Below are 19,886 nucleotides of genomic sequence, written 5' to 3' on the forward strand. Positions count from 1 at the left end.
GCGGCACCCGGCCGCTCAGCGCTTCCAGCGGACGAAGAGCTGCTCTCCGGGCCCGGGGTCGATGCCGAACGGCAGGCTGAGCGGCTCCAGGTCCAGCTTCTCCTGCGGGGCGAGCGGCGCGAAGCCGCGCTGCTGGTAGAAGCGGTCCAGGCCGGAGTCGACGGGGAACTGGCCGTAGAGCAGGAGCAGCCCGAGCTGCTCGTAGACCTGCACGGTGCGCTTGAGCAGGTGGGTGGCCCATCCGGCGCCGCGGGCCTTCTCCGTGACGCTGAGGCCGCACAGCTTGGCGAGGGCGAGGGGAATGGACATCAGCTGCTCGGGAGGGAATCCCTGCTGCTGGGGCGCCGTTCGTGATGGGCATCGGCGGCATCGAGTACGCGGCGCCGACGATGTCGCCGGCCTTGTCCCCCGCGACCAGGACCAGGGAGAGGCCGGGGATCGCGTCCAGGTACGTCCTCTGCACCAGCAGCGGCGTCATCACCCTGATCCACGCCTCCTGACCGGTCAGCCCGGCGCACAGCGCCACGGCGAGCTCGCCTCCGAACTGGTCGGCCGCCGACTGGTCCAGCCGTGCCCCTGCGGCGGCCATCAGATCCTGCACGGCGGCTTCCTCGCCCGCCTGGGCGAGCCGGATGCGCCCTCCGTCCGGGCCCTGCCAGCCCTCGATGACGCGCTTGCTGGTCACGGGCGGGGGCGGGGTGGAGCCGCCGCGCGTCTTTCCTCGTTTGGCCATGCTCGGCACCGTACTGAGCCGGACGCGGCCGGATCGGCGGTTCGCCGATCCGGGCAAGGACCGTCGGACCGGATCCGGCGCATTCTGCGCCTCGGCCGGACGCGCACTTCACCCACAACAGGCCCAGAAGGCCTTCCGTTTCAACGGCGAGGGGCGTCCGGTGCTGTCGACCGGAGCAGGAGTTCCACACGGATCAGCACCACGCCGAACACCACGGCCCCCACCACAAGGACATCGACCGATTCCCCGCCGACCTGCGCGTCCGCGAATACCCCGCCACCCCCGCCTACGCCTGACCGCGACCGCTCAACTTCCGGTGGGCGTACGGACGCCGACAGGTCCGGGCTGCGGAGGCACGGACCGGCCAGCCGGAACCGCAGCTGGACTCGCCCGCCAGGCAGGTGAAGCAACGGACTCCGCCGGACGGCACCGCTGTGCCTCGAAGCGCACCGAGAGGCCGCGCAGCCGCGCCGGGTCGACTCGACCATCGCGTTCCGCTCGCCCGGAGCAAGCCGTGGTCTAGGTCGGCTTGATCAGGGCGATCTCGCCCTGGGCCAATGCCGGTGCTGGCACGATGTGTTGGGACGAAAGGCGGTCTCGTGCGGGGCGACAGGCGGCAGATCCAGACAGCGGTCCTGGGCAGCGCGGAGTCGGAAGATCCGCTGATGCTGCCGCTGGAAGCGATCGAACTGGACGCCTTCCGCCACAGACACCAGAGCGACACGTTCTGGTGCGGAGTGCTGCTCGGCGGCTGCGGCGGCCAGCTGAACACCAAGCTCTACACCGACCGCGTCTGCCACTTCGCACACAACCCCGGCCCGGCCGACCAGCCCCACGTATGCGGCCGCCGCTCCCACGACGTGACCAGCGCCGACCACCTCTACGTGAAGTCCGCGGCCGCCGCCTGGTTGCGCACCCGCGGCACGCAGGCCGACTTCGCGTTCACCCGGCCGGACGGGGTGCCGATCGGATCGGTTGTCGACATCCAGCTCCAGCACAAGAAGCTACGCGTGCACCTGAACCAGGAGGTGGCGCCGGTGTGGGACGCCGAGCACGAGCCGGTCCTCGGAAAGTCCGTCCCGGTGGACCAAGACACCCTGATCCACCGCTGGTACGTCCACCGCATCCGCCTGGACAGCGAAGGCACCACCCGCCGCGTCCGGATCGGCACCCAAGCATTCGCCCGGGACACCGAATGGTTCGCCTTGGACGAATGCAAGATCACCGACCGAGGGCTCTCCACTCCCGCAGTCGAGCGGATCGTCCACGCCCGCAGCGCACCCCCCTCTGGCCGATGGGCTCCAGGCAAGAAGCAGGACGAACCGAAGCAGGACGTGCAAGCGCAGAAATTGCTGCGCCGCTTGCTCTACGCCCGCCGGACCGGGTCCACAAATCTGGCGGAGACGGTTTGCCACGAGATCACCGAGCTAGCCGGTGTGAGCTCGCAGCTCCAGGAACGGCTGGACGCCGCCCGGCGCAGCGCCTTCCTCTGGGTGGAGAAGGAAGTCGAGTCACGCCGGACGCTGATCTCCCGCCTGAACCGTGCTGTGGCAGATCAAAAGATCACGAAGGTCAAAGCCCTTCATCGGACAGTCAAAACAGCCACCAAGGTCGACCGGACCGTGGAAGAGGAAGAGGCGATCCGCATTGCCGCCGGCTTCGTGGCCGCCGCTGTGCTGGCTGCAACCGAGCGCTTGGACGCCCTTCTCGAAGACATCGGCCGTACCCCCGCGAACACAGGCCGACAGCTCCTGGAGATGAAGGTGCAGCGGCTTTTCCAGGCAACCGCCGGGATCGGTGATATCGGTGATATCGGGGAGCATCGGCGGGCTCAACTCGAGCTGTGGAGTGAACGTCTCAGGTACGTGCCCTTCCCACCACGAGCGCCCTCGTCGCTCAGCCGAGGAGAAGGCACGTTGCTGTCCCATCAGAAAGTCGGGCGGAAATACTGGACCAAGGCCCCATGTCCGCTTTGCAAGGCGGACCGTGGCCAGCAATGCGTCATCTACGAAGGGAACCGTGCGGGTCGGGTAAGGGGAGCGCCGCACGCTAAGCGGCTGGTGCCCATCGTCGAAGAGCTTCAAGAACAGCAGAAAGAGCACCGGGGGGAGACCCGGACCGTTTGGCAGGTGTATGACGTCACCTGCCCTGTCTGCGGACAGGAATCCGGAGCATGGTGTCTCACGTCTGGCAACCCGCACCACCAACGCTCGAAACGAGCTGCAGAATTCACCCAGCGGCAGGAGCCTCGCTAAGGCGGTCGACCGCGGTGAACACCTGCCGCACTCCCTGCGGGTCATCCTTGGCCAGCCGCTCCGCCTGGGCGAGGGCCTCGGGCTCCCAGATGACCTCGTACCTCACCCCTCATCCCCGCCGAACACACGGCGGAGGGCCTCGTCGTGCGGTACGCCGGCGCTTTCGCCCCGGGCCTGACGCGCGCGGTAGGCGGCAAGGGCCCGCATCTCCTGGAGTTCGAGGGCGTCGGCAGGGCTGACCAGTATCGCGATGGTCTGGCCGTGGTCGGTGATGGCAGCCGGCTCACGGGTGGCGCTGACCTCACGGGCGATGGCACCGAGCCGGGCGCGGGCTTCCACGATCGAATAGGTGATCTCCGTCATGCACACCACCTTACGGAAGCGTGCACTTCCAGGCATTCCCTCCGCTGCCACTGCCCCGCGCGCATCCGCGCCCGCCGGAGGCAGAGGCCAGCTGCGCACCGCCCGGGTGCGTGCCGGCCACCTGAACTCCCGGAGCGACGGCAACCCTGGGTGCGGGAGACTTCCAGGGTGACGACCCTTCCCGCTCCGCCGCCCCGCGACCGCGCCCTGGGGCGCGGCGTGTCCACCCTCATCCCGCAGTCCCCACCGCTGTCGCCGGCGGACCGGGCCACTGCCGCGCTCGCGGCGATCGAGACCGTCCCGGTCCACGTCGGCGTCCTCCAGGCCGCCGCCGCACTCCTGGAAGAAACCGCGCGCACCAGCGACGACGAGGCGGCCAAGGCCGCGGCTGCCACCACGATCCGGCTGCTGCACGCCGCGATGAGCCAGGCCAGCGAACCGCGCGGCCGGTGACCGTGTGCCCAGACGGCGGGTGGACTCGGCCGGCGCACCCGTGCTTCCCCGAGCCGTCCCGGCAGACTAGGGCGCCTACCGGTCGCGGGATCCCCAAGCATGGTCGCCGGGCAGCGCCGGGTCGTCGCCTTCCAGGCCTGGGCGGCGGAGGGTCTTCGAGGCGTCGCGACGACGCCGAGGTCCTGGCCGCGGCCGGCGACGTGCGCGGCGCCGCGGCCTCCCCGGTGGGCGCAAGACGGTGCGCGGTGACGGTCCCGCCTGGGGCGCCGGCGGAGAGGACGAGCATGTCGGCACCGCATGAGGTTCCCCTGGTAGTGGGCGGCGGTTCCCTCCACGCCGGTCGACCTCACTCCTGATTCAACCCAGCAGCGCGTGAATGCGGTCGGTGAAGCGGGGCGGGAGCGCACCAGTACCGCTTCCCGCTCGGCCAGTTGGTGCCGGCTGCCACGGTCGGCGGGACGCCGCGGGCCTGGTCGGTGGCCAAGACATGGGGGCATGTTGAGCATCCTTGGGGCTGCCAGACCTCGTCCTCGGCGTGCATCAGACCGAGTTCCAGTGGAACTTTCGTCAACTCACCCTTGCCTGTCGTCGGGTACGACTACGCTGCCTCCTGAGCAGCGTGCGTGATCAGGAACGGGCGGGGCACACCGCAACAGGTTGGTGTGCCGGCAGCAGATCTGCAGGGGGTCCTGAGACAGCCGGTTGGAATCCGGCCCCGTCTCTTAATGACCTCGTCGTCCCCGGAATGGCACGTGCAGTCTCCAACGTCCCGCGCGCACGGCGGCGGGGCACCTGACGAGCGAGGTCTCATCAGTGAGTCCCACATCTGTACAACTGACGGACGAGAACGGCGATCTCGTCCAGATTGACCGTGTCCCCGGTCCACTTCCGATTGCGGAGGCCAAGGAACTCGGCCAGCTCCGCCGGGCCATGCGCAACAACTCTCGGATCAACCTGTCGGACGAGGCCATCGAGGTGGCGGTCGGCGGCTTCCTCGACATCCCGCGTCTGACCGTTTTGGCCACCCACAAGAACAATGTCGACGGCCTGAACTCCTTCTACGCAGGAGTTGCCCAACTTCTCGTACTTGAAGGGCTGTTCGATGCCGAGTGCTTCTCCACGGCCCTTGGTAACCCGCGGCTGTCCGGGCAGGTCAAGGCCCCCCTGGCGCCAGCTCCCACCGGTGTCCGCAACAATGCCGGTGAGCTGCTGGCGCAGCTGAAGGTCGAGTTCGAGAGCCCCGCCCATGCGCGTCAAGTTGTCGAGGATGTAGCACGCGAGACGCTGCGCCAGGAGGGTGCCGACTACAGCGACTCCATCCTCAGCAACGGGGTCATGACCCCGGTCGAGGCAGTGCTCACCGAAGCCCACTACGCCGACGGCAGCCCGGCGACGCTGACCGCCGCTCTTATCGACGGCACCTCGCGCGACGTCAGCGCGGCCGCAGCCCGCCACTACAAGCCGGACGCGACTCCCGCAGAGCAAGCCCGCACTGTCGCCAGTACCTTCGGCGACAACTTCTGCGCATCCCGAACTATGCGCCGCCGCGCGTACAACCGCGATGCCGAGCGCCACAACGCTGCTTTGGCACGCGACGGCCTGACTATGGCCACCCTGCGCCAGCTCCAGACCCGCGCCGTACCGGTGCGACTGATCGTGGGTGCCGTCCTCGGCGAGGACAAGACCGATGACGTGCTTGCAGCTGCCGTCGCCACGGCACAGAGCTCCCGGCACATCAGCGTTAACCGCTGGAGCGACGCAGCCCAGGACGCCATGACTGCCCGCCGAATGGTCAACCATCTCCTGCATCGGCAGTTGGTCCCCCCGGCGTTCGCTGCGCTGGTCGCCGACGAGGAACTGACGGCCGAGCAGATTTCCTCCCTCGTGCCCGGTCGGGAGAGCGACGCGATGTACGGTCACAACGGCCGCATCCACCCTCTGTGGCGCGCGGTGCTGATCGTCCACACGCTGACGCGGTACAAAATCTTCGACGAGGCCAAGCGGTTCATCCGCAGTGATCGCGGCTTCGGGCAGGTCCGAGATGACCGCTACGCCGGGTTCCTCGGTGTACTCATCGACATGCCCTGGCGGGCTGCCAAGCCAGCCACCACCGATGTGGCCCGCCGAGCCTGGCGTAACGGAGGCGTCCTGTACCCGGGCGTCTTCGGCGAGTGGGAACCGGTACCGGCCAGCGCCGAGCGGCTGCGCAAGTTCGCCGATGACGGCGACACCAACGCGCGGCACACCCTCACGGTGCTCTCTGGCACTGCCCTGATGGCAGACGCCGTGCTAACGCGCGACACCGGCAGCAAGGTCGACGATGGCCGTGTGCCGTACCGGGCAACCCCGCCCGTTGTCCTCGCCCCGTGGACCTCAACCGCCCGGGGCCGCTGGCAGGCCAAGACTGTGGTGGAGGCCTTCGACCCCAACAAGGCTGGCGGCACCGGCGAAGGCAAGACCGTTCAAGTCCACTACACCTACGCCCATGTCGATGAGGCCGGCGAGCCAATCCCGGACGGCGCCACACACGAGATCCTCGTCGAGAAGCACCTGTTCACCCAGGCCAACCCCGAACGTGCCGCCGACGAGCAGAAGAAGCGCCGCCAGGAACAGGTGAAGCGGGAGGCAGAGCAGAAGATCACGCGGGAGGAACGGAACGAGAAGAGCCGCATCAACCTCCTCCACACCATCGGCGAGGCCCGTGCTGTCGTCGACCGTCTCGCAGCAGAAGTCGCCGACTTTCCCTCCCCGCTGACGGAGCATCCGATGGGTGGCCCGGCGGATTGGACGCAAGTCCACAAAAACCTGCGCGACCTTGAGTACGCATTGCTCGACGTGCGTCCCCCGGCCGAGACCGAGCCGACACGGCTTAGCGATGCAGACCGTCGGGAGGCGTGAGATGCCGCCTCACACGCTCACCACAGATCAATTGATCGTCCAACGATGGCATCTCATCCTCGCCGCCACCCCAATTCAGAAGGCCCTCGTGGACTCGAGCGCCACAGCGGACCCGGTCGTGGCCTGGCCGGTCAGTCCTGCGGATCCCACTGCAGGGCTGCCGCTTGGCCCTGTCCTGTACCTTATGCTCGACGCGGCCTACCGGCCCCGATACTGCGGTCGTACGACCCAGTCGCTGACGGCCCGCCTTCGGGGACACCGCCGAACGCGCCCGACCGAAGCTGCCCTTTGGCGATGGGCCCTGGCTGTCGCCGTTCGTCGTGAGCCGCAGCCCGTCGCGCGAGCGGAGGAGTGGATGCGAGCAGCCTTGACCCCACCCGGAAACAAGATCCGCGCTGCGGGATGGGCCCATCCCCGGCAGCAGCATGCTGCAGCTGACCACTGAGGGTGATCCAGACGCGGATACGAAAGCTGCCCGGACCTGATTGAGGTCCGGGCAGCTTTCGTTGGGTGGTCAGACGGCGGGGGCTTGGAGTGCGGTGAGGTGCCGGCGGGCGACGGAGCGGGGGCCCAGGAGCAGGGCGTCGGGGGTGAAGTGCGGTGGGTCCAGGTGGCGTTCGAGGGTGGGGAGGTAGTTCCAGCGGATGCTGGGGTGGGCGGAGTGTGCGTAGTGGTGCAGGTCGCCGTAGGGGAGCCAGGTGGTGGCGGCGAGGTGGGCCAGGGCGCGGTTGCGGGGGTAGAGGCGCAGGCAGCGGCCGGCTTCGACCCAGGCGGGGGTTCCAGCGCGGGTGTCGGGGTCGTACCAGGTGTGTTCGGCGAGCAGGCTCATCCAGGCGAGCTGCGGGTGGAGCAGCAGGCGCGGGAGGAGGACGCCGCAGATCAGGCCGGTCCAGCCGCTGGTCAGGTAGGCGGCGGCGGGCACGGCCGCGGCGGCGGCCAGGCGGCCCGCGGCGGGGGAGTGGCGCAGGCCTGCGGCGAGGCCGGTGGTGGTGGCGTGGATGCCGCGTGCGGTGAGCGGGTGCACGAGGGCGACGGCGAACTGCCGGGCGGTGGCGCCGGGGCGCAGGCCGGCCTGGTGGAGTTCGGCGAGGTTCGGGTCGGCGGTGGGTTGGGTGGCGGGACCATCCCCGCGCGTGCGGGGAGCAGGCCGACCTCGGTGTCTGGGTGCGCGGTGCGGTGGGACCATCCCCGCGCGTGCGGGGAGCAGCCAGGGTGATCCCGTCCTCGTCGTGCAGCACGGGGACCATCCCCGCGCGTGCGGGGAGCAGCCGTGTGAGGTTCATGAGGCGGACACTCCGGCGGGACCATCCCCGCGCGTGCGGGGAGCAGTTCCGGCTTCAGGACGTGAACAAGGCAAGCGCGGGACCATCCCCGCGGGCGCGGGGAGCAGCCGTTGGTCTTGATTCGGCTGGGGCGGCGGTCGGGACCATCCCCGCGCGTGCGGGGAGCAGCGAGCCGACGTGGGATCCGATGCCCACGATCTGGGACCATCCCCGCGCGTGCGGGGAGCAGTGCACCAGCGTCAGCCTGAACACCAGTTGGCGGGGACCATCCCCGCGCGTGCGGGGAGCAGGGACCGCGGCCGAACGCGCCGAGCCGCGGGGAGGGACCATCCCCGCGCGTGCGGGGAGCAGTCAGGCCCTGCCGTCTCGGCGGGGCCTGTTGTGGGACCATCCCCGCGCGTGCGGGGAGCAGTCCAGCGCCGCTATCGGTCAGACGCTCGACAAGGGACCATCCCCGCGCGTGCGGGGAGCAGGCTGTTCGCTCATGGTGCGTCTCCCTGTCGGTGGGACCATCCCCGCGCGTGCGGGGAGCAGCTTTGGCGTATACGTTAAATGCACCGGGCGGAGGGACCATCCCCGCGCGTGCGGGGAGCAGACTCTCTGGCCTGCGACTCTATCCCGGCGATGCGCCGTTCCCGAGTAGTTTCACTGACTCCGGCATAAGGGTTATAAGGGTCATGGCGTGGTCTCCGGTGAACGCGAGGAGCAGCGGTGCGACCGCTGGCCCCATCGACAGGGGCCAGTTCCTGGAGAGGACGGGATTCGAGTCATCCCCGCGAGCGCGGGGAGCAGCGACCACATGTCGGCCTCGAGGCATCCCTCGTCGGGACCATCCCCGCGGGCGCGGGGAGCAGGGCGCGATGAGGTGCTGGCCCACGCCCGTCCAGGGATCATCCCCGCGGGCGCGGGGAGCAGAGGGGTGCATCGGGGGCTCTGGGGGTGAGAGGGGGATCATCCCCGCGGGCGCGGGGAGCAGTGCTGGATGTCCTCCGCGTCCCATTCGTGCATGGGACCATCCCCGCGGGCGCGGGGAGCAGAGAACACCCCTGTGCAGGATTCGACTCCCGAGGGGACCAGCCCCGCGGGCGCGGGGAGCAGACTCTCTGACCTGCGACTCTATCCCGACGATGCGCCGTTCCCGAGTAGTTTCACTGACTCCGGCATAAGGGTTATAAGGGTCATGGCGTGGCCTCCGGTGAACGCGAGAAGCAGCGGTGCGACCGCTGGCCCCATCGAGGGGACGGGATACGAGTCACCCCCGCGGGCACGGGGAGCAGGACGAGACGCTCTGGCACATCCCGGACGGCGAGGGACCATCCCCGCGGGCGCGGGGAGCAGGCCGTGACGGCCATGAGGGCGGTCCAGAACCGGGGACCATCCCCGCGGGCGCGGGGAGCAGACCGGCTCCGTCGAGCCGTGGGTGTAGACCTGGGGACCATCCCCGCGGGCGCGGGGAGCAGGCTACCTGTCCCGGCCGCCGTGACCGCGTCGCGGGACCATCCCCGCAGGCGCGGGGAGCAGCCGCGGTGGCCGGACAGCACGTACCCGCAGCAGGGGCCATCCCCGCGGGCGCGGGGAGCAGTGCCCGCAGTGCCACACCCCCGGCGCCGAGGAGGGACCATCCCCGCGGGCGCGGGGAGCAGACAGGAGAAGCCATGAGCAACGCCACGCCCGCGGGACCATCCCCGCGGGCGCGGGGAGCAGGAGGATCCGGGACCAATTGGTCCAGCGAGCGCGGGACCATCCCCGCGGGCGCGGGGAGCAGGCATGGCCCGGGTATCCCCTCCGGGGGGGGGCGGGGGGACCATCCCCGCGGGCGCGGGGAGCAGACGGCGACGTACAGGTTGGTGGGCTCCCGCCAGGGACCATCCCCGCGGGCGCGGGGAGCAGGTCGCGAAGCGGCTCAGATGCTCGGCGGGCCTGGGACCATCCCCGCGGGCGCGGGGAGCAGCTTATCCCGGCTGAGAAAGTGGGTAGGGTGACGGGACCATCCCCGCGGGCGCGGGGAGCAGACACTCTTTCCCGATTCCCCCTCCCGCCCCTTGGGACCATCCCCGCGGGCGCGGGGAGCAGACACTCTTTCCCGATTCCCCCTCCCGCCCCTTGGGACCATCCCCGCGGGCGCGGGGAGCAGACTCTCTGGCCTGCGACTCTATCCCGGCGATGCGCCGTTCCCGAGTAGTTTCACTGACTCCGGCATAAGGGTTATAAGGGTCATGGCGTGGTCTCCGGTGAACGCGAGGAGCAGCGGTGCGACCGCTGGCCCCATCGACAGGGTCCAGCTCCTGGAGAGGACGGGATTGCGGCGCAGGATGTAGTGGGGCACCCGCTGAATCTGGCGAAGCAGGAGTTCGCGACGCTGTTGCGGCTGCTGGAGGCCGTGATGGCGCCGGGCTGGACGCGCCGGGACGGGCGGGTCACCCCGGCCGGGCTGCTCGGTACGCGTACCGATCGGGGCGCGGCGACGGACCGGCTGGCGCTGCTGTTGCTGGTGCTGGAGGCGCGGGAGTCCGGGCGGGTGCGGCAGTGCGGCGGAGCGGTGGGCACCAAGCGCGGCCGGGCGGCGGCGGTGGCCCGGCTGCTGGGCTGCACGGCGTCGGCGGGTGGCCACCGAGCAGCAGCTGCACCAGGTGGTGAGAGCCATGGCGTGCGCGAAGGCGCGCGAGTGGGATCTGTACCGGGGAGGAAGCCCGCCGCAGCTCGGGCCCATGTCGACGCCGCGGCCGCGCAGCCCGAGGACGACGTCCCGGCCGCGCCGATGGCCCGATACCGCCGCCCGCTGGGGCGGCTACGGTCCGGTGGGTCGCCTGGGGTCAGTCTTCGTCGACGCCTCGTCGAGCCCGGGAGCGTCCGGGTCTCGCAGCGGCGCGGGCCGCTACCGGCGGGGGTGGAGCCGGGCAGCTGACGACGAGATGACTGCCTCCCGCACGGAAGAATGCGGGTACGGGTACGTACCCGTACTCTTGAGTCATGGGAAGGAGCACGTTGATGTCTGATGCCAATGTCCGTATCCCCGAGGAGGCCAAGGACCGCCTCGCCGCGATCGCCGCCGCCGAAGGCCTGTCGCTGCGCGCGTATCTGGCCCGTCTGGCCGAGACGATGAAGACGCCGGCCGAGCGTGCCGAGCAGGCCGAGCAGGCCCGTGCCGCGCTGAAGAAGTGGAACGGCTACGCGCCGACAACGGCCGAGCAGCAGGATCTCGACGGTGAGCTGGACCGGCGCCTGGCCCAGGCGGTCGCCCGGTGAGCGAGATGCACATCGTGTTGGACGAGATGGCCATGGCCGCAGCAGGCCAGGGCAATGTCCTGGCCTCCCGTCTTATCCACCGGGCCCACGCCGAGGCCGGCTGGTTCCTCTACGCGCCCTCGTGTGCGCTCGTCGAAGCCGACCGGGCGCGGCCCGGGACGGCCGAGCACCTGGCGGCACTGCCGGGCGTCACCGTCCTCGACCTGGACCTGCCTGCCGCACTGGCCGTGGCCCGGCAGGAGTCGTGGGCCGCGGCCCACAGCCAGTACGCAGCGCAGCCCACCCCCGAGCGTCCGGGCGGGGCAATCGTCGCCACCACCGCCCCGCACCGATGGGAGGGCGAGCCGGTCCGCGTTCTGGACCTGAGTTCCTGACCCGCCTGGGCCGCGGAACCGGCGCGGGGGCGGGGTTCCGGAGCGCGGTGAAGTGCCGACGGGCGACGGAGCAGGGCGTCGGGGGTGAAGTGCGGCGGGTCCAGGTGGCGTCCGAGGGCGGACAGATAGGGACCATCCCCGCGTGTGCGGGGAGCAGAGCTCGAGGTCGAGGATCCTGCCCTCGGTCAGGGGACCATCCCTGCCCGCGGGGATGGTCCCTCGTCATCGCTCATCCCCTCATCCACGGTCTGGCGATCGCCCTCCGGGGCGGTCGGGAATCGCAATGCTGCTCGGCTCCGGCCGGGACTGCCCGCGCTGCGAGGATCGGCAGGCCGACCGCTGTGCCCAGCGTCGCGTGATCGTGGCCGCCGTCGACGCCGCGATGCCTGGGACCTCCGAGGCCGAGCGCCGTGCGGCCGCCGACCGGCAGCTGCACGAGATGGTGACGGCCAGGGCATCGGCCCGCGAGCGTGAGTGGGAGCGGATCCGGGCCTGCCGGGCCGCTGCCCCGGCCCGCGCCGAAGCCGCGCAGGCTGACGCTGACGTCCCAGCCGTGCCGGTCGCCCGGGTCGTGTTGCCCGCACCGAGCCCGGCCGTCCTCGTTCCGGCGCCGGGGGCTGATGAGGAGTTGGTCCTCGAGGATCTGGCACGCGAGCAGGTCCTGGACTGGCGCAACCGCGTCGCTGCCGACCACCAGGTCGTCCACGACCACATCGAGCGGTACGGCCAGACGTCGGCCCAACGGCTGTTCACCCGAGCGTTCGTCGCGCAGGTGCAGCGCCTGTCCCGGCTCGGGCACCTGGACCTCGGCTACACCACCTGGGGGCAGGCATGAGCGCCGCCGAGGTGTCCGGCGGCGACCTGGCCCGGGTCACCGCGGCCGCCAACACCTCGGCTGCGCGGCCATACCCACTGCCTTCCAGCGCACTGCCTGAACCTTGACGGGCGGAAGCGAAGTGCAGGTCAGGTCAGGTCGGAGGCGGTCAGGGATCTGGCCGTGCTGCGTGACCAGCGCGAGGTGTTCGGCCCGGTCGGCCGCCGTCGGCCTCATTGACGCCGACCGGCTCCAGCGCACCGGCGACAGCCAGAAAGCCATCCAGCCCGCCATCGATACCGCAGCCCCGGATGTCCGCGGACATGCAGGAGTTGCTGATGTCCCCGGACGCCGCCCAGAAATTGCTCGCGTTCTTCCAACCCGGCTGAGCCCTCCCCACCTCCCGGGCCGCGCCCCTTTAGGGAAGACCCCCCTTTAGGGAAGACCCCCCTTTAGGGAAGACCCCCCTTTAGGGAAGACCCCACCCTGGTCGGTTGCCCAGGGACGGAACGTCTCGAGGGCCGGAAGCCGATGAACCCTTCGGTGCGATCACTGCTGTGGCCCCGCGCGGGAGCCGGATCGTGATGCGGCCGGGGGCGGTCTCCCGCCAGGACAGCGGGCGGCCCCGGTCGTCGCGTACCGACAGCTCGCCGCGCAGACCGTGCTCCAGCGTCAGCGGCGCCCCGGCCTCGCTGTGCACGCGGATCCAGCGCGTCACACCGCCCGCGCGGTCTGCGTCCACGAGGAACGCGCCCTGGGCGCGCAGGGATGCGAACGACGCGTCCGGCCAGCGCTTCGACACGGACGGGAAGACCTTGAGCACTCCGTCGTGGCTCTGCACCGCCATGTCCAGCATCGACCGGGCCGCTGCCAGCGGGCTCTCCAGAGCGAAGTTCTTGCCCTCGCGGTACATGGTGTTCGCGGTCATCGCGCAGTCCGCGACGACCTTCAGGTCCGTGAAGAAGGTCAGGAAGTCCAGAGCCTTCTCCGGCTCGTTCATGACCGCGTACATGGACGAGGCCGTGGCGTAGCTGTAGCCGTGCCACAGCTGCTGCATCGAGACCCAGTGCGCCATGCTGCGCGCCATGACGTCGCGGTCGGCGGCGCGGTCCCAGACGCGTTCGCGCAGCGGGTACAGCCACAGCAGATGCGAGTGGTGACGGTGCGAGTCGGCAAGCGGGACGTCCTTGCCGATCATGACGCCGGCCTTGGGGTCCTCGGCGTACGGGGTCAGCCGGGCCGCGATGTCCCGCCAGAGCGGCTCCTTGGGGTGGTTCGTGCGCAGGATGCGGGCCGTCTGTAGGAGCGTGCGGGTGCCCCAGCGGATCAGGGACAGGTCGTAGGTGCAGTCGGCGGCGTTCGCGTACTCGGGGGAGCGGGTCTGCGGCAGGTGGAGCTTTCCGTCCGGGCCCTCGTGGAGGAAATGGGCGTAGAAGTTGATCGCGTTCGTGAGGATCGGGAAGAGCGTGTCGCGGAGTATGGACGTGTCGAGGCTGTGGGTGTACGCCTGCCAGACGTTGTGCATGGCCCAGGTCAGATTGCCGAAGTTGTCGGAGACATGGTTGCTGCCGGGGGCGCCCACGTCGTACGTGTCACCCGCTCTGAGCTGCCAGTCAGAGGGGTGGCCGAGGGCGTAGCTCTCGCCGTCGCGGTACGCCGCCGGGACCGATGTGGGCAGGTTCTTCTCGTACTTGGCGAATGTGCTGGTCACCGAGTCGAGTTCGGGATGGTTCGAGCCGTGGATCGGGGCCGTGCCGATCTGGACGTTCAGGTTCCACCACACGGCGGTCCAGTTGTTGCCGGTCTCAGGGAACCACGGGCCCCATTCGGAGACCGTCGGGCCGCCCGCACGCGTGGCCGCGGCGAGTTTGTAGAGCTGGTTGACGTAGAAGGTCTGCAGACGCTTGTCGGGGACCGAGAAGAAGCTGCGGTGGTGGAAGCCGTGCCACCAACGGCGGTGGCCGGCGACCTGGTCGTCCGGGTCGGTGGTCAGGGCGCGGTCGACCTGGGCGCGTGCGGCGTCCGTGGTCTTCGCCACGTCGCCGGACGCGGCGTAGGCGACGTGCGCGGCCAGCAACCTGCTGGTGCCCGCGCGCCGTTCGCGCCAGGCGGTCGTCCAGCCGCCGCCCGCGAGGAGAGGCTGCTGGACCTGGCCGGTGGTGACCTTCGGGTCAGGGTTCGGGGTGTACTCGGGCGGCTTGCCGGAGGTGCGGGTGGTGGCGGCCGGCAGCCACTGGAACGTCCAGGCCGCGGCCTCCTCGGCCTGGCTGGGCCGGGTCGAGACGAGGAGGGTGCTCGTGTCGTTGTGGACGAGGGCGCTGAGGTGCAGGCTGCCCCGGGTGGTGGTGACCGTGCCGCGGAGTTCGGCGTCGTACGGGTCGAGGGTCCAGTCGACGGCCGTGATGTCACCGGCGAGCGTGAGGGTGAAGTAGCCGATGGGCAGGCGGGAGTAGCCGATGCCGCTGCGCCACTGGCCGCGATGGTCCTGGACCTCGGTGTGGCTGAGCATCAGTTTGAGGGTGTTGGCGGTGCCGCCCTTGTAGAGCTGGGCGCCGAGTCGGCCGTTGGCGAGGAACGGTGCGTCCTGCCAACCGGTGGGCAGGCGACGCCAGTTCATCGCCGCGGCGCGGGCCGTCGACTCGTACGGGTCCGGGGTGCGCGACCGGGCCGCTGGAGCGGCCCATGCCGCGGGGGAGGCAACCGTCCACGTGGCTGTTGTCGCCACTGTCGCGGCGATGAAGTGACGGCGGTCGAGGCGGGGCATGCGGGCCCTTTCGTCACGGTCGAGGACTGACATGGCAGGCGGCGGTTACCGGACACTGCACCGCTGCTCAGCGGGTCCACGCCACCTTGAACACCCACACGTGCTCGCCCGCCTTGCGTGCCGCCTTGGGGACGTCGATCACCAGCGCGTCCCCGGAGGTGCGCCAGGTCAGCGGGCGCCGGTACCCCAGCATCGTCACCTTGTCCCCGGCCCGTATCGGTACCGGTGCCTCGACGGTGAGCTGGGCGCCGGGCTCGGCCAGGGAGTGGATGTAGAAGGCGTCGTTCGGCCGGACGGTGAAGCGCAGGTCTTCGCCGAGCTGTGCCATGCGGGACCAGTAGGTCGTCTCGTGGATCGCCTCGCCGTTGACCTTGAGCCACCGGCCGGTCTCGCGCAGCCGGGTCTGCATGATCTCGGGAATGGTGCCGTCCGCCCGCGGTCCGATGTCCAGGAGGAAGTTGCCGTTCTTGGAGACGATGTCGACGAGATGGTGCACGACCTCTTCGGTGGTCATGTACTGGTCGTCGGGGGTCTGCGTGTTGTAGCCGTAGCTGTGGGGGTCGAGGCCGCGGCTGGACTCCCACTTGGCGACGACCGTGTTCTCGTATGTCGTGTACTCGGGTGTCGTGAAGTCGTGGAACGGGATGCCCGCGCGGTTGTTGACGGCGACCTCGCGCGGCTTCGGCCGGTTCTTGCCGTGGTTGAAGTACTCGGACAGGACGTTCAGGCTGTCGTTCGGGCCGCCGATGTCGCACCACAGCAGCTCGGGGTCGTAGCCGCCCTGGATCAGCTCCAGCATCTGCTTGGCCTGGTAGTCCTTCACGAAGTCCTTGCCGGAGGTGTATCCGGTGTACGGCACGGGCTCCAGGGTGTAGGGATTGCGCGGCGGGTAGAGCTCGCCCTTCCACGGCATGTCCGGGTTGAACCACTCGGGCATCGAGAAGTACAGGGCGCGGTGCAGTTCGGGCGTGTAGCGGCGCGACGCGTCGAACAGCTCCTTGACCAGGTCCCGCTTCGGGCCCGTCTTCACGGAGTTGCGGTCGGAGACCTTGGTGTCCCAGAGGGCGAAGCCCTCGTGGTGTTTGGACGTCAGGACGTGGTAGCGGGCACCCGCGTCGCGGAACAGTTCCACCCATGCGCGCGGGTCGAACCTCTTCGCCGTGAACATCGGGATGAAGTCGTCGTACGCGAAGTCCTCGCCGTAGGTGTCGCGGTGGTGGGCGTGGGTGGGGTTGTCCCTGTCCTGCATGTGGCGCCAGTACCACTCGGCGTACTGCTTGCCGACGGGCGCCCAGGCGGGCACCGAGTAGACGCCCCAGTGGATGAAGATGCCGAACTTTGCGCCGTGGAACCAGTGGGGCGCCTGATGCGTCGCCAGCGAGTCCGCGGTCGGCCGGTAGTCGGGCACCCCGAGCGTCAGGCTTCGGCAGGTGTCGGCCACCGTCCGGCCACCCCCCTTGGCGACGATCCGGCCCTTCTGCTGCGTGCCGGGCGGAACCCCGACGCGATTGCGGATGCCGATCCGGACCCTGGCCTGCTCGCCGGGGTCGAGGCGGGTGACGGGGGTGGCGCTCACGGTACGGGCGCCGGGGACGTCGACGGCGATGGATACCGCGTCGGCTGACAGCAGGGTGACCGTGCCCGCGTTGACCACCGTCGCCTCGACGCTCTGGGCGCCGTTCGACTCCAGGAGCGAGACGGTGGAGCGGGCGTCGCGCAGCGTCAACGCCCGGCCCTGTGCCACGGGTTGGAGGGTGAGCGCGAAGAGGTGCAGCGAGGTCTTGTCCGGCTCGGGCCTGCTGGTGGTCGGCAGGGTGATCGCCACGGCCTCGCGGCGCCGGTCGAGCCACAGCTCGGCCACGCCGATGCCTACGGGGTGCTGGTCCTTCGTGCCGTCCGGCTGGTAGCGGTAGGCGGCCGTGAGGCCGGTGGCGCCCGCGCACCAGTCGGGCCCGCCGAGGTCCGCGGTCGTGGTGGATCCGTCGGCGTAGTGCACGGTGGCCTTGCCCACGGCGGAGCCGTAGCTGCCCGCGGCGAGGAAGAACGCCGAGAGATAGCGGCCCTTGGGCAGGTCCACGCGCTGGCCGAGGGCGACGACGTTGTTCTTGGCGCCGTCCGCGGAGGACGGGAAGTCATAGGGGACGCCGTCGACCGTGAGGCGTCCGGCGGGAAGCTCCTCACCGGGGAAGGTGTGCCCGGCCCCGTCGAAGTTCCCGCCACCCGCGGCGGCGGTGTCGATGCCGTCGTTGTCGAACCACCGCTCCAGGGAGACGGGGACGGGCGCGGGTGCGGTGCCCCAGTGGCCGGCTTCTCCTTCGGGCTCGCTCCGTTCCGGAAGGGCGGACGCGGACGCGGGGGCGGCGTGAGCCGCGGACCCCGGGATGAGAGTGGCTCCTACGGCCGCCCCTGCCGTTGCTCCGATGAATCCGAGTGCCTGACGTCTGGGGAGCCCGGCCGCAGAGGCGATAGAGGTCCCAGAGGTCCCAAAAGTCCCGCAACGCTGAGAAAGTTCAGGATGCTCGGTCATGCCATCCGATGATTGAAGCGTGTTGAGGACCTGTCAATACTCTGCAACCGCGTCTATTTCCGGCACATCAAGGACCGTGGCCTCTCATACCTCCGAGCTTTCATGGGCGGTGCGTGCGAGCAGCGTGGCGGTGGGCATGCGAGCCCCAGTCATCGGATCTATCGCCCCTGCTCATGACGCCCATTCGGACTCAACGGCCATACGAGCAGCAGAGGTTGGCAGGTGCACCCCTCTTGCTGGAAGCGTGAGCCATGCATTACACCGATATCTAGCCACCGGTCATCGGATGACTCAAGGGAGTCCCCATGGACGACGACGGGCACCTGCACGCCGACCGACGGATGATCTTACGCAGCGGGGCAGCTGCCCTGACCGGACTCGCGATCGCCCGACCTGCCGCCGCGACCACCTCCGTGAGCGCCTCCGCGGCCGGCGGGCGCCGACTGCCGTTCCTGCTCGACATGGCGCAGAGCAACCCGGGCGAGCCACCTGTCAAGAGCCGCTTCGACGACCCCCGCCTGCTGGCCGGCTACGGCTACGACGGGCAGGTCGTCAACGAGTTCCGTCCGCCGCACACCGCCGTCACCTTCGACTCCGTCGACCCGCGGATCTTCCCACCCGGTTCCGACGGCCGCGCCTGGGTCGAGGCCACCGCCCGCCATATCGACGCACGCATCTCCCGCGCCCACGCCGCCGGCCTCGCCGCGTACTACTTCACCGACATCATCATGCTGCCCAAGCACCTCGTGGAGCTGTACGGCGACCGGATCCTCGACGGCTCGGGCCGCATTGACCTCGCCAGACCGTTCACCCAGCAGGTCCACCGCCTGATGCTCAAGGAGGTCTTCGCCCGTTTCCCCGGGCTGGACGGACTCGTCGTCCGCACGGGCGAGACCTACCTGCAGAACGTCCCGCACCACACCGGCAACAATCCCGTACTGCACGGTGCCGACAGCCACTTGACGCTGCTGGGCATCCTGCGCGACGAGGTCTGCGAACGCGCCGGCAAGCGCGTGTTCTACCGCACCTGGTCCACCGGCGACGACAGACTCACCGCCGACCCCGACTACTACCGCAGCGTCACCGACCAGGTGCCGGTCCACGACAATCTGCTGTTCTCCATCAAACACACCTCACGTGACTTCTGGCGCACGGTCCCCTTCAACCCCACCATCGGCGTCGGCCGCCACCGTCAGATCGTCGAGGTCCAGTGCCAGCGCGAGTACGAGGGCAAGGGCGCGTGCCCTGACTATGTGCTCGACGGTGTCATCAACGGCTTCGAGGAGTTCCGCGCCGCCCCGGGCCCCACCGGCCTCGCCCACGTCGCCGCCAACCCGATCGTCTCGGGAGTCTGGACCTGGTCCCGCGGGGGCGGCTGGCGCGGCCCCTACCTCGACAACGAGCTGTGGTGCGACCTCAACACCTGGGTCGCGGCCCGCTGGACCCGCGACACCGGCCGCACGGAGGCCGACGTCTTCGCCGAGTACGCCGCCCGCGTCGGCCTGCACGGCGCCGCCGTCGACCGTTTCCGTCGCCTCGCCCTGCTCTCCGCCGCGGCCACCCTGCGCGGCCACTACAGCAGCGTGTTCCCCCTCTCCCGTCTCACCTGGACCCGTGATCAGTTCCTCGGCGGCTCCGACAAGGACCTCACGGCCGATTTCGTACGGATCCATGCCGCCGGGCTCGTCGAGCCGGTCCTGGAGGAGAAGGCGCGCGCCGCCCACGCCTGGGCCCAGATCACCCACCTCGCCGACACGATTCCCCTGAGCGACCCGGACGACCGCGCCTACCTCCGCGTCTCCACCCGCTACGGCCGGTGCCTGTACGACGTCATCCACCACGGATGGCAGGTCATGCTCCGCGGCTTCGTGGGCGACACCACCGGCGCCTACGACACCCGCGCCATGGCCCGCCACCTGCACGCCTACGACGCCGCCTGGGCACGCTGGCACGACCTCGCCCGCGACCCCGTCTGCGCCACCCTCTACCAGCCGCTGGGCTTCGGAGCCAAGAACGCCGACGGGCTCTACGACGCCGACCCGAACCACGGTATGAAGCCGTCCGTGGACCGCTACCGGGCCTTGCTCGGGGTGTAGGGCTTGCCGGCAGCAGCACCGGCTACTACCGCCGCTGCCTGCCACCGCTGTCCGCCCGCCGCCGTCCTGCCGCGGGGCGA

Annotated in this window: 13 protein-coding genes and 3 CRISPR repeat arrays; of the genes, 8 read left to right on the forward strand and 5 right to left on the reverse strand. The window is 70.1% G+C overall.

Features of this window, described 5'->3' with window-relative positions:
* Positions 1–15: 15 nt before the first annotated feature.
* Positions 16–309 carry a hypothetical protein gene (locus tag ACIBK8_RS28165; RefSeq protein WP_399044661.1) on the reverse strand — a complete coding sequence of 98 codons (294 nt, stop codon included), beginning with the start codon at positions 307–309 and terminating at the stop codon, positions 16–18.
* A 1,023-nt stretch (positions 310–1,332) separates the two neighbouring features.
* Here ACIBK8_RS28165 and ACIBK8_RS28170 point away from each other — a divergent pair.
* A complete protein-coding gene (locus ACIBK8_RS28170; protein WP_399044662.1) occupies positions 1,333–2,988 on the forward strand; it encodes a hypothetical protein in 1,656 nt (551 codons plus the stop codon).
* Between the two features lie 102 nt (positions 2,989–3,090).
* Here ACIBK8_RS28170 and ACIBK8_RS28175 read toward each other — a convergent pair whose 3' ends face one another.
* Complete coding sequence (locus tag ACIBK8_RS28175; protein ID WP_399044663.1) at positions 3,091–3,351, reverse strand: type II toxin-antitoxin system Phd/YefM family antitoxin; 261 nt, start codon at positions 3,349–3,351, stop codon at positions 3,091–3,093.
* A gap of 168 nt (positions 3,352–3,519) precedes the next feature.
* Between ACIBK8_RS28175 and ACIBK8_RS28180 the strand changes: the two genes are divergently transcribed.
* The gene (locus tag ACIBK8_RS28180) at positions 3,520–3,804 is read left to right on the forward strand and encodes a hypothetical protein (protein ID WP_399044664.1); all 285 of its coding nucleotides are present in this window, start codon (positions 3,520–3,522) and stop codon (positions 3,802–3,804) included.
* Between the two features lie 813 nt (positions 3,805–4,617).
* Positions 4,618–6,702: a hypothetical protein gene (locus ACIBK8_RS28185; RefSeq protein WP_399044665.1), complete on the forward strand. Its 2,085-nt coding sequence runs from the start codon at positions 4,618–4,620 to the stop codon at positions 6,700–6,702.
* A gap of 514 nt (positions 6,703–7,216) precedes the next feature.
* Here ACIBK8_RS28185 and ACIBK8_RS28190 read toward each other — a convergent pair.
* Positions 7,217–7,726 (reverse strand): hypothetical protein, encoded by a 510-nt coding sequence (locus ACIBK8_RS28190; protein ID WP_399044666.1) that lies wholly within the window; start codon positions 7,724–7,726, stop codon positions 7,217–7,219.
* 93 nt (positions 7,727–7,819) lie between these two features.
* A CRISPR array of direct repeats spans positions 7,820–8,580; the repeat unit is 29 nt; unit sequence GGGACCATCCCCGCGCGTGCGGGGAGCAG.
* Between the two features lie 90 nt (positions 8,581–8,670).
* A CRISPR array of direct repeats spans positions 8,671–9,083; the repeat unit is 24 nt; unit sequence CATCCCCGCGGGCGCGGGGAGCAG.
* Positions 9,084–9,233: 150 nt separating this feature from the next.
* A CRISPR array of direct repeats spans positions 9,234–10,119; the repeat unit is 29 nt; unit sequence GGGACCATCCCCGCGGGCGCGGGGAGCAG.
* A gap of 183 nt (positions 10,120–10,302) precedes the next feature.
* Between ACIBK8_RS28190 and ACIBK8_RS28195 the strand changes: the two genes are divergently transcribed.
* The 4 genes from ACIBK8_RS28195 (at position 10,303) to ACIBK8_RS28210 (ending at position 12,440) form a co-directional block, all read left to right on the forward strand.
* A complete protein-coding gene (locus ACIBK8_RS28195) occupies positions 10,303–10,890 on the forward strand; it encodes a hypothetical protein (RefSeq protein ID WP_399044667.1) in 588 nt (195 codons plus the stop codon).
* 83 nt (positions 10,891–10,973) lie between these two features.
* Complete coding sequence (locus ACIBK8_RS28200) at positions 10,974–11,231, forward strand: hypothetical protein (protein ID WP_399044668.1); 258 nt, start codon at positions 10,974–10,976, stop codon at positions 11,229–11,231.
* Positions 11,232–11,236: 5 nt separating this feature from the next.
* A complete protein-coding gene (locus tag ACIBK8_RS28205) occupies positions 11,237–11,605 on the forward strand; it encodes a hypothetical protein (protein WP_399044820.1) in 369 nt (122 codons plus the stop codon).
* A 283-nt stretch (positions 11,606–11,888) separates the two neighbouring features.
* The gene (locus ACIBK8_RS28210) at positions 11,889–12,440 is read left to right on the forward strand and encodes a hypothetical protein (protein WP_399044669.1); all 552 of its coding nucleotides are present in this window, start codon (positions 11,889–11,891) and stop codon (positions 12,438–12,440) included.
* Positions 12,441–12,888: 448 nt separating this feature from the next.
* Here the strand turns inward: ACIBK8_RS28210 and ACIBK8_RS28215 are convergent, their stop codons facing one another.
* Complete coding sequence (locus ACIBK8_RS28215) at positions 12,889–15,183, reverse strand: glycosyl hydrolase family 95 catalytic domain-containing protein (RefSeq protein WP_399044670.1); 2,295 nt, start codon at positions 15,181–15,183, stop codon at positions 12,889–12,891.
* Positions 15,184–15,250: 67 nt separating this feature from the next.
* Positions 15,251–17,710, reverse strand: a complete 2,460-nt coding sequence (locus tag ACIBK8_RS28220; protein ID WP_399044671.1) for an alpha-L-fucosidase — start codon at positions 17,708–17,710, stop codon at positions 15,251–15,253.
* Positions 17,711–18,015: 305 nt separating this feature from the next.
* On the opposite strand from ACIBK8_RS28220, the gene ACIBK8_RS28225 reads away from it, so the two are divergent.
* Positions 18,016–19,806, forward strand: a complete 1,791-nt coding sequence (locus ACIBK8_RS28225; protein WP_399044672.1) for a hypothetical protein — start codon at positions 18,016–18,018, stop codon at positions 19,804–19,806.
* Positions 19,807–19,886: the final 80 nt, after the last annotated feature.

It is taken from the genome of Streptomyces sp. NPDC050161 (assembly GCF_044460025.1).
Classification (GTDB): domain Bacteria; phylum Actinomycetota; class Actinomycetes; order Streptomycetales; family Streptomycetaceae; genus Streptomyces.

Coding starts and splice junctions, on each gene's coding strand:
- ACIBK8_RS28210 (WP_399044669.1), top strand. CDS start 11,889: ATGCTGCTCGGCTCCGGCCGGGACTGCCCGCGCTGCGAGGATCGGCAG.
- ACIBK8_RS28205 (WP_399044820.1), top strand. CDS start 11,237: ATGCACATCGTGTTGGACGAGATGGCCATGGCCGCAGCAGGCCAGGGC.
- ACIBK8_RS28225 (WP_399044672.1), top strand. CDS start 18,016: ATGGACGACGACGGGCACCTGCACGCCGACCGACGGATGATCTTACGC.
- ACIBK8_RS28215 (WP_399044670.1), bottom strand. CDS start 15,183: ATGCCCCGCCTCGACCGCCGTCACTTCATCGCCGCGACAGTGGCGACA.
- ACIBK8_RS28200 (WP_399044668.1), top strand. CDS start 10,974: ATGTCTGATGCCAATGTCCGTATCCCCGAGGAGGCCAAGGACCGCCTC.
- ACIBK8_RS28175 (WP_399044663.1), bottom strand. CDS start 3,351: ATGACGGAGATCACCTATTCGATCGTGGAAGCCCGCGCCCGGCTCGGT.
- ACIBK8_RS28220 (WP_399044671.1), bottom strand. CDS start 17,710: ATGACCGAGCATCCTGAACTTTCTCAGCGTTGCGGGACTTTTGGGACC.
- ACIBK8_RS28165 (WP_399044661.1), bottom strand. CDS start 309: ATGTCCATTCCCCTCGCCCTCGCCAAGCTGTGCGGCCTCAGCGTCACG.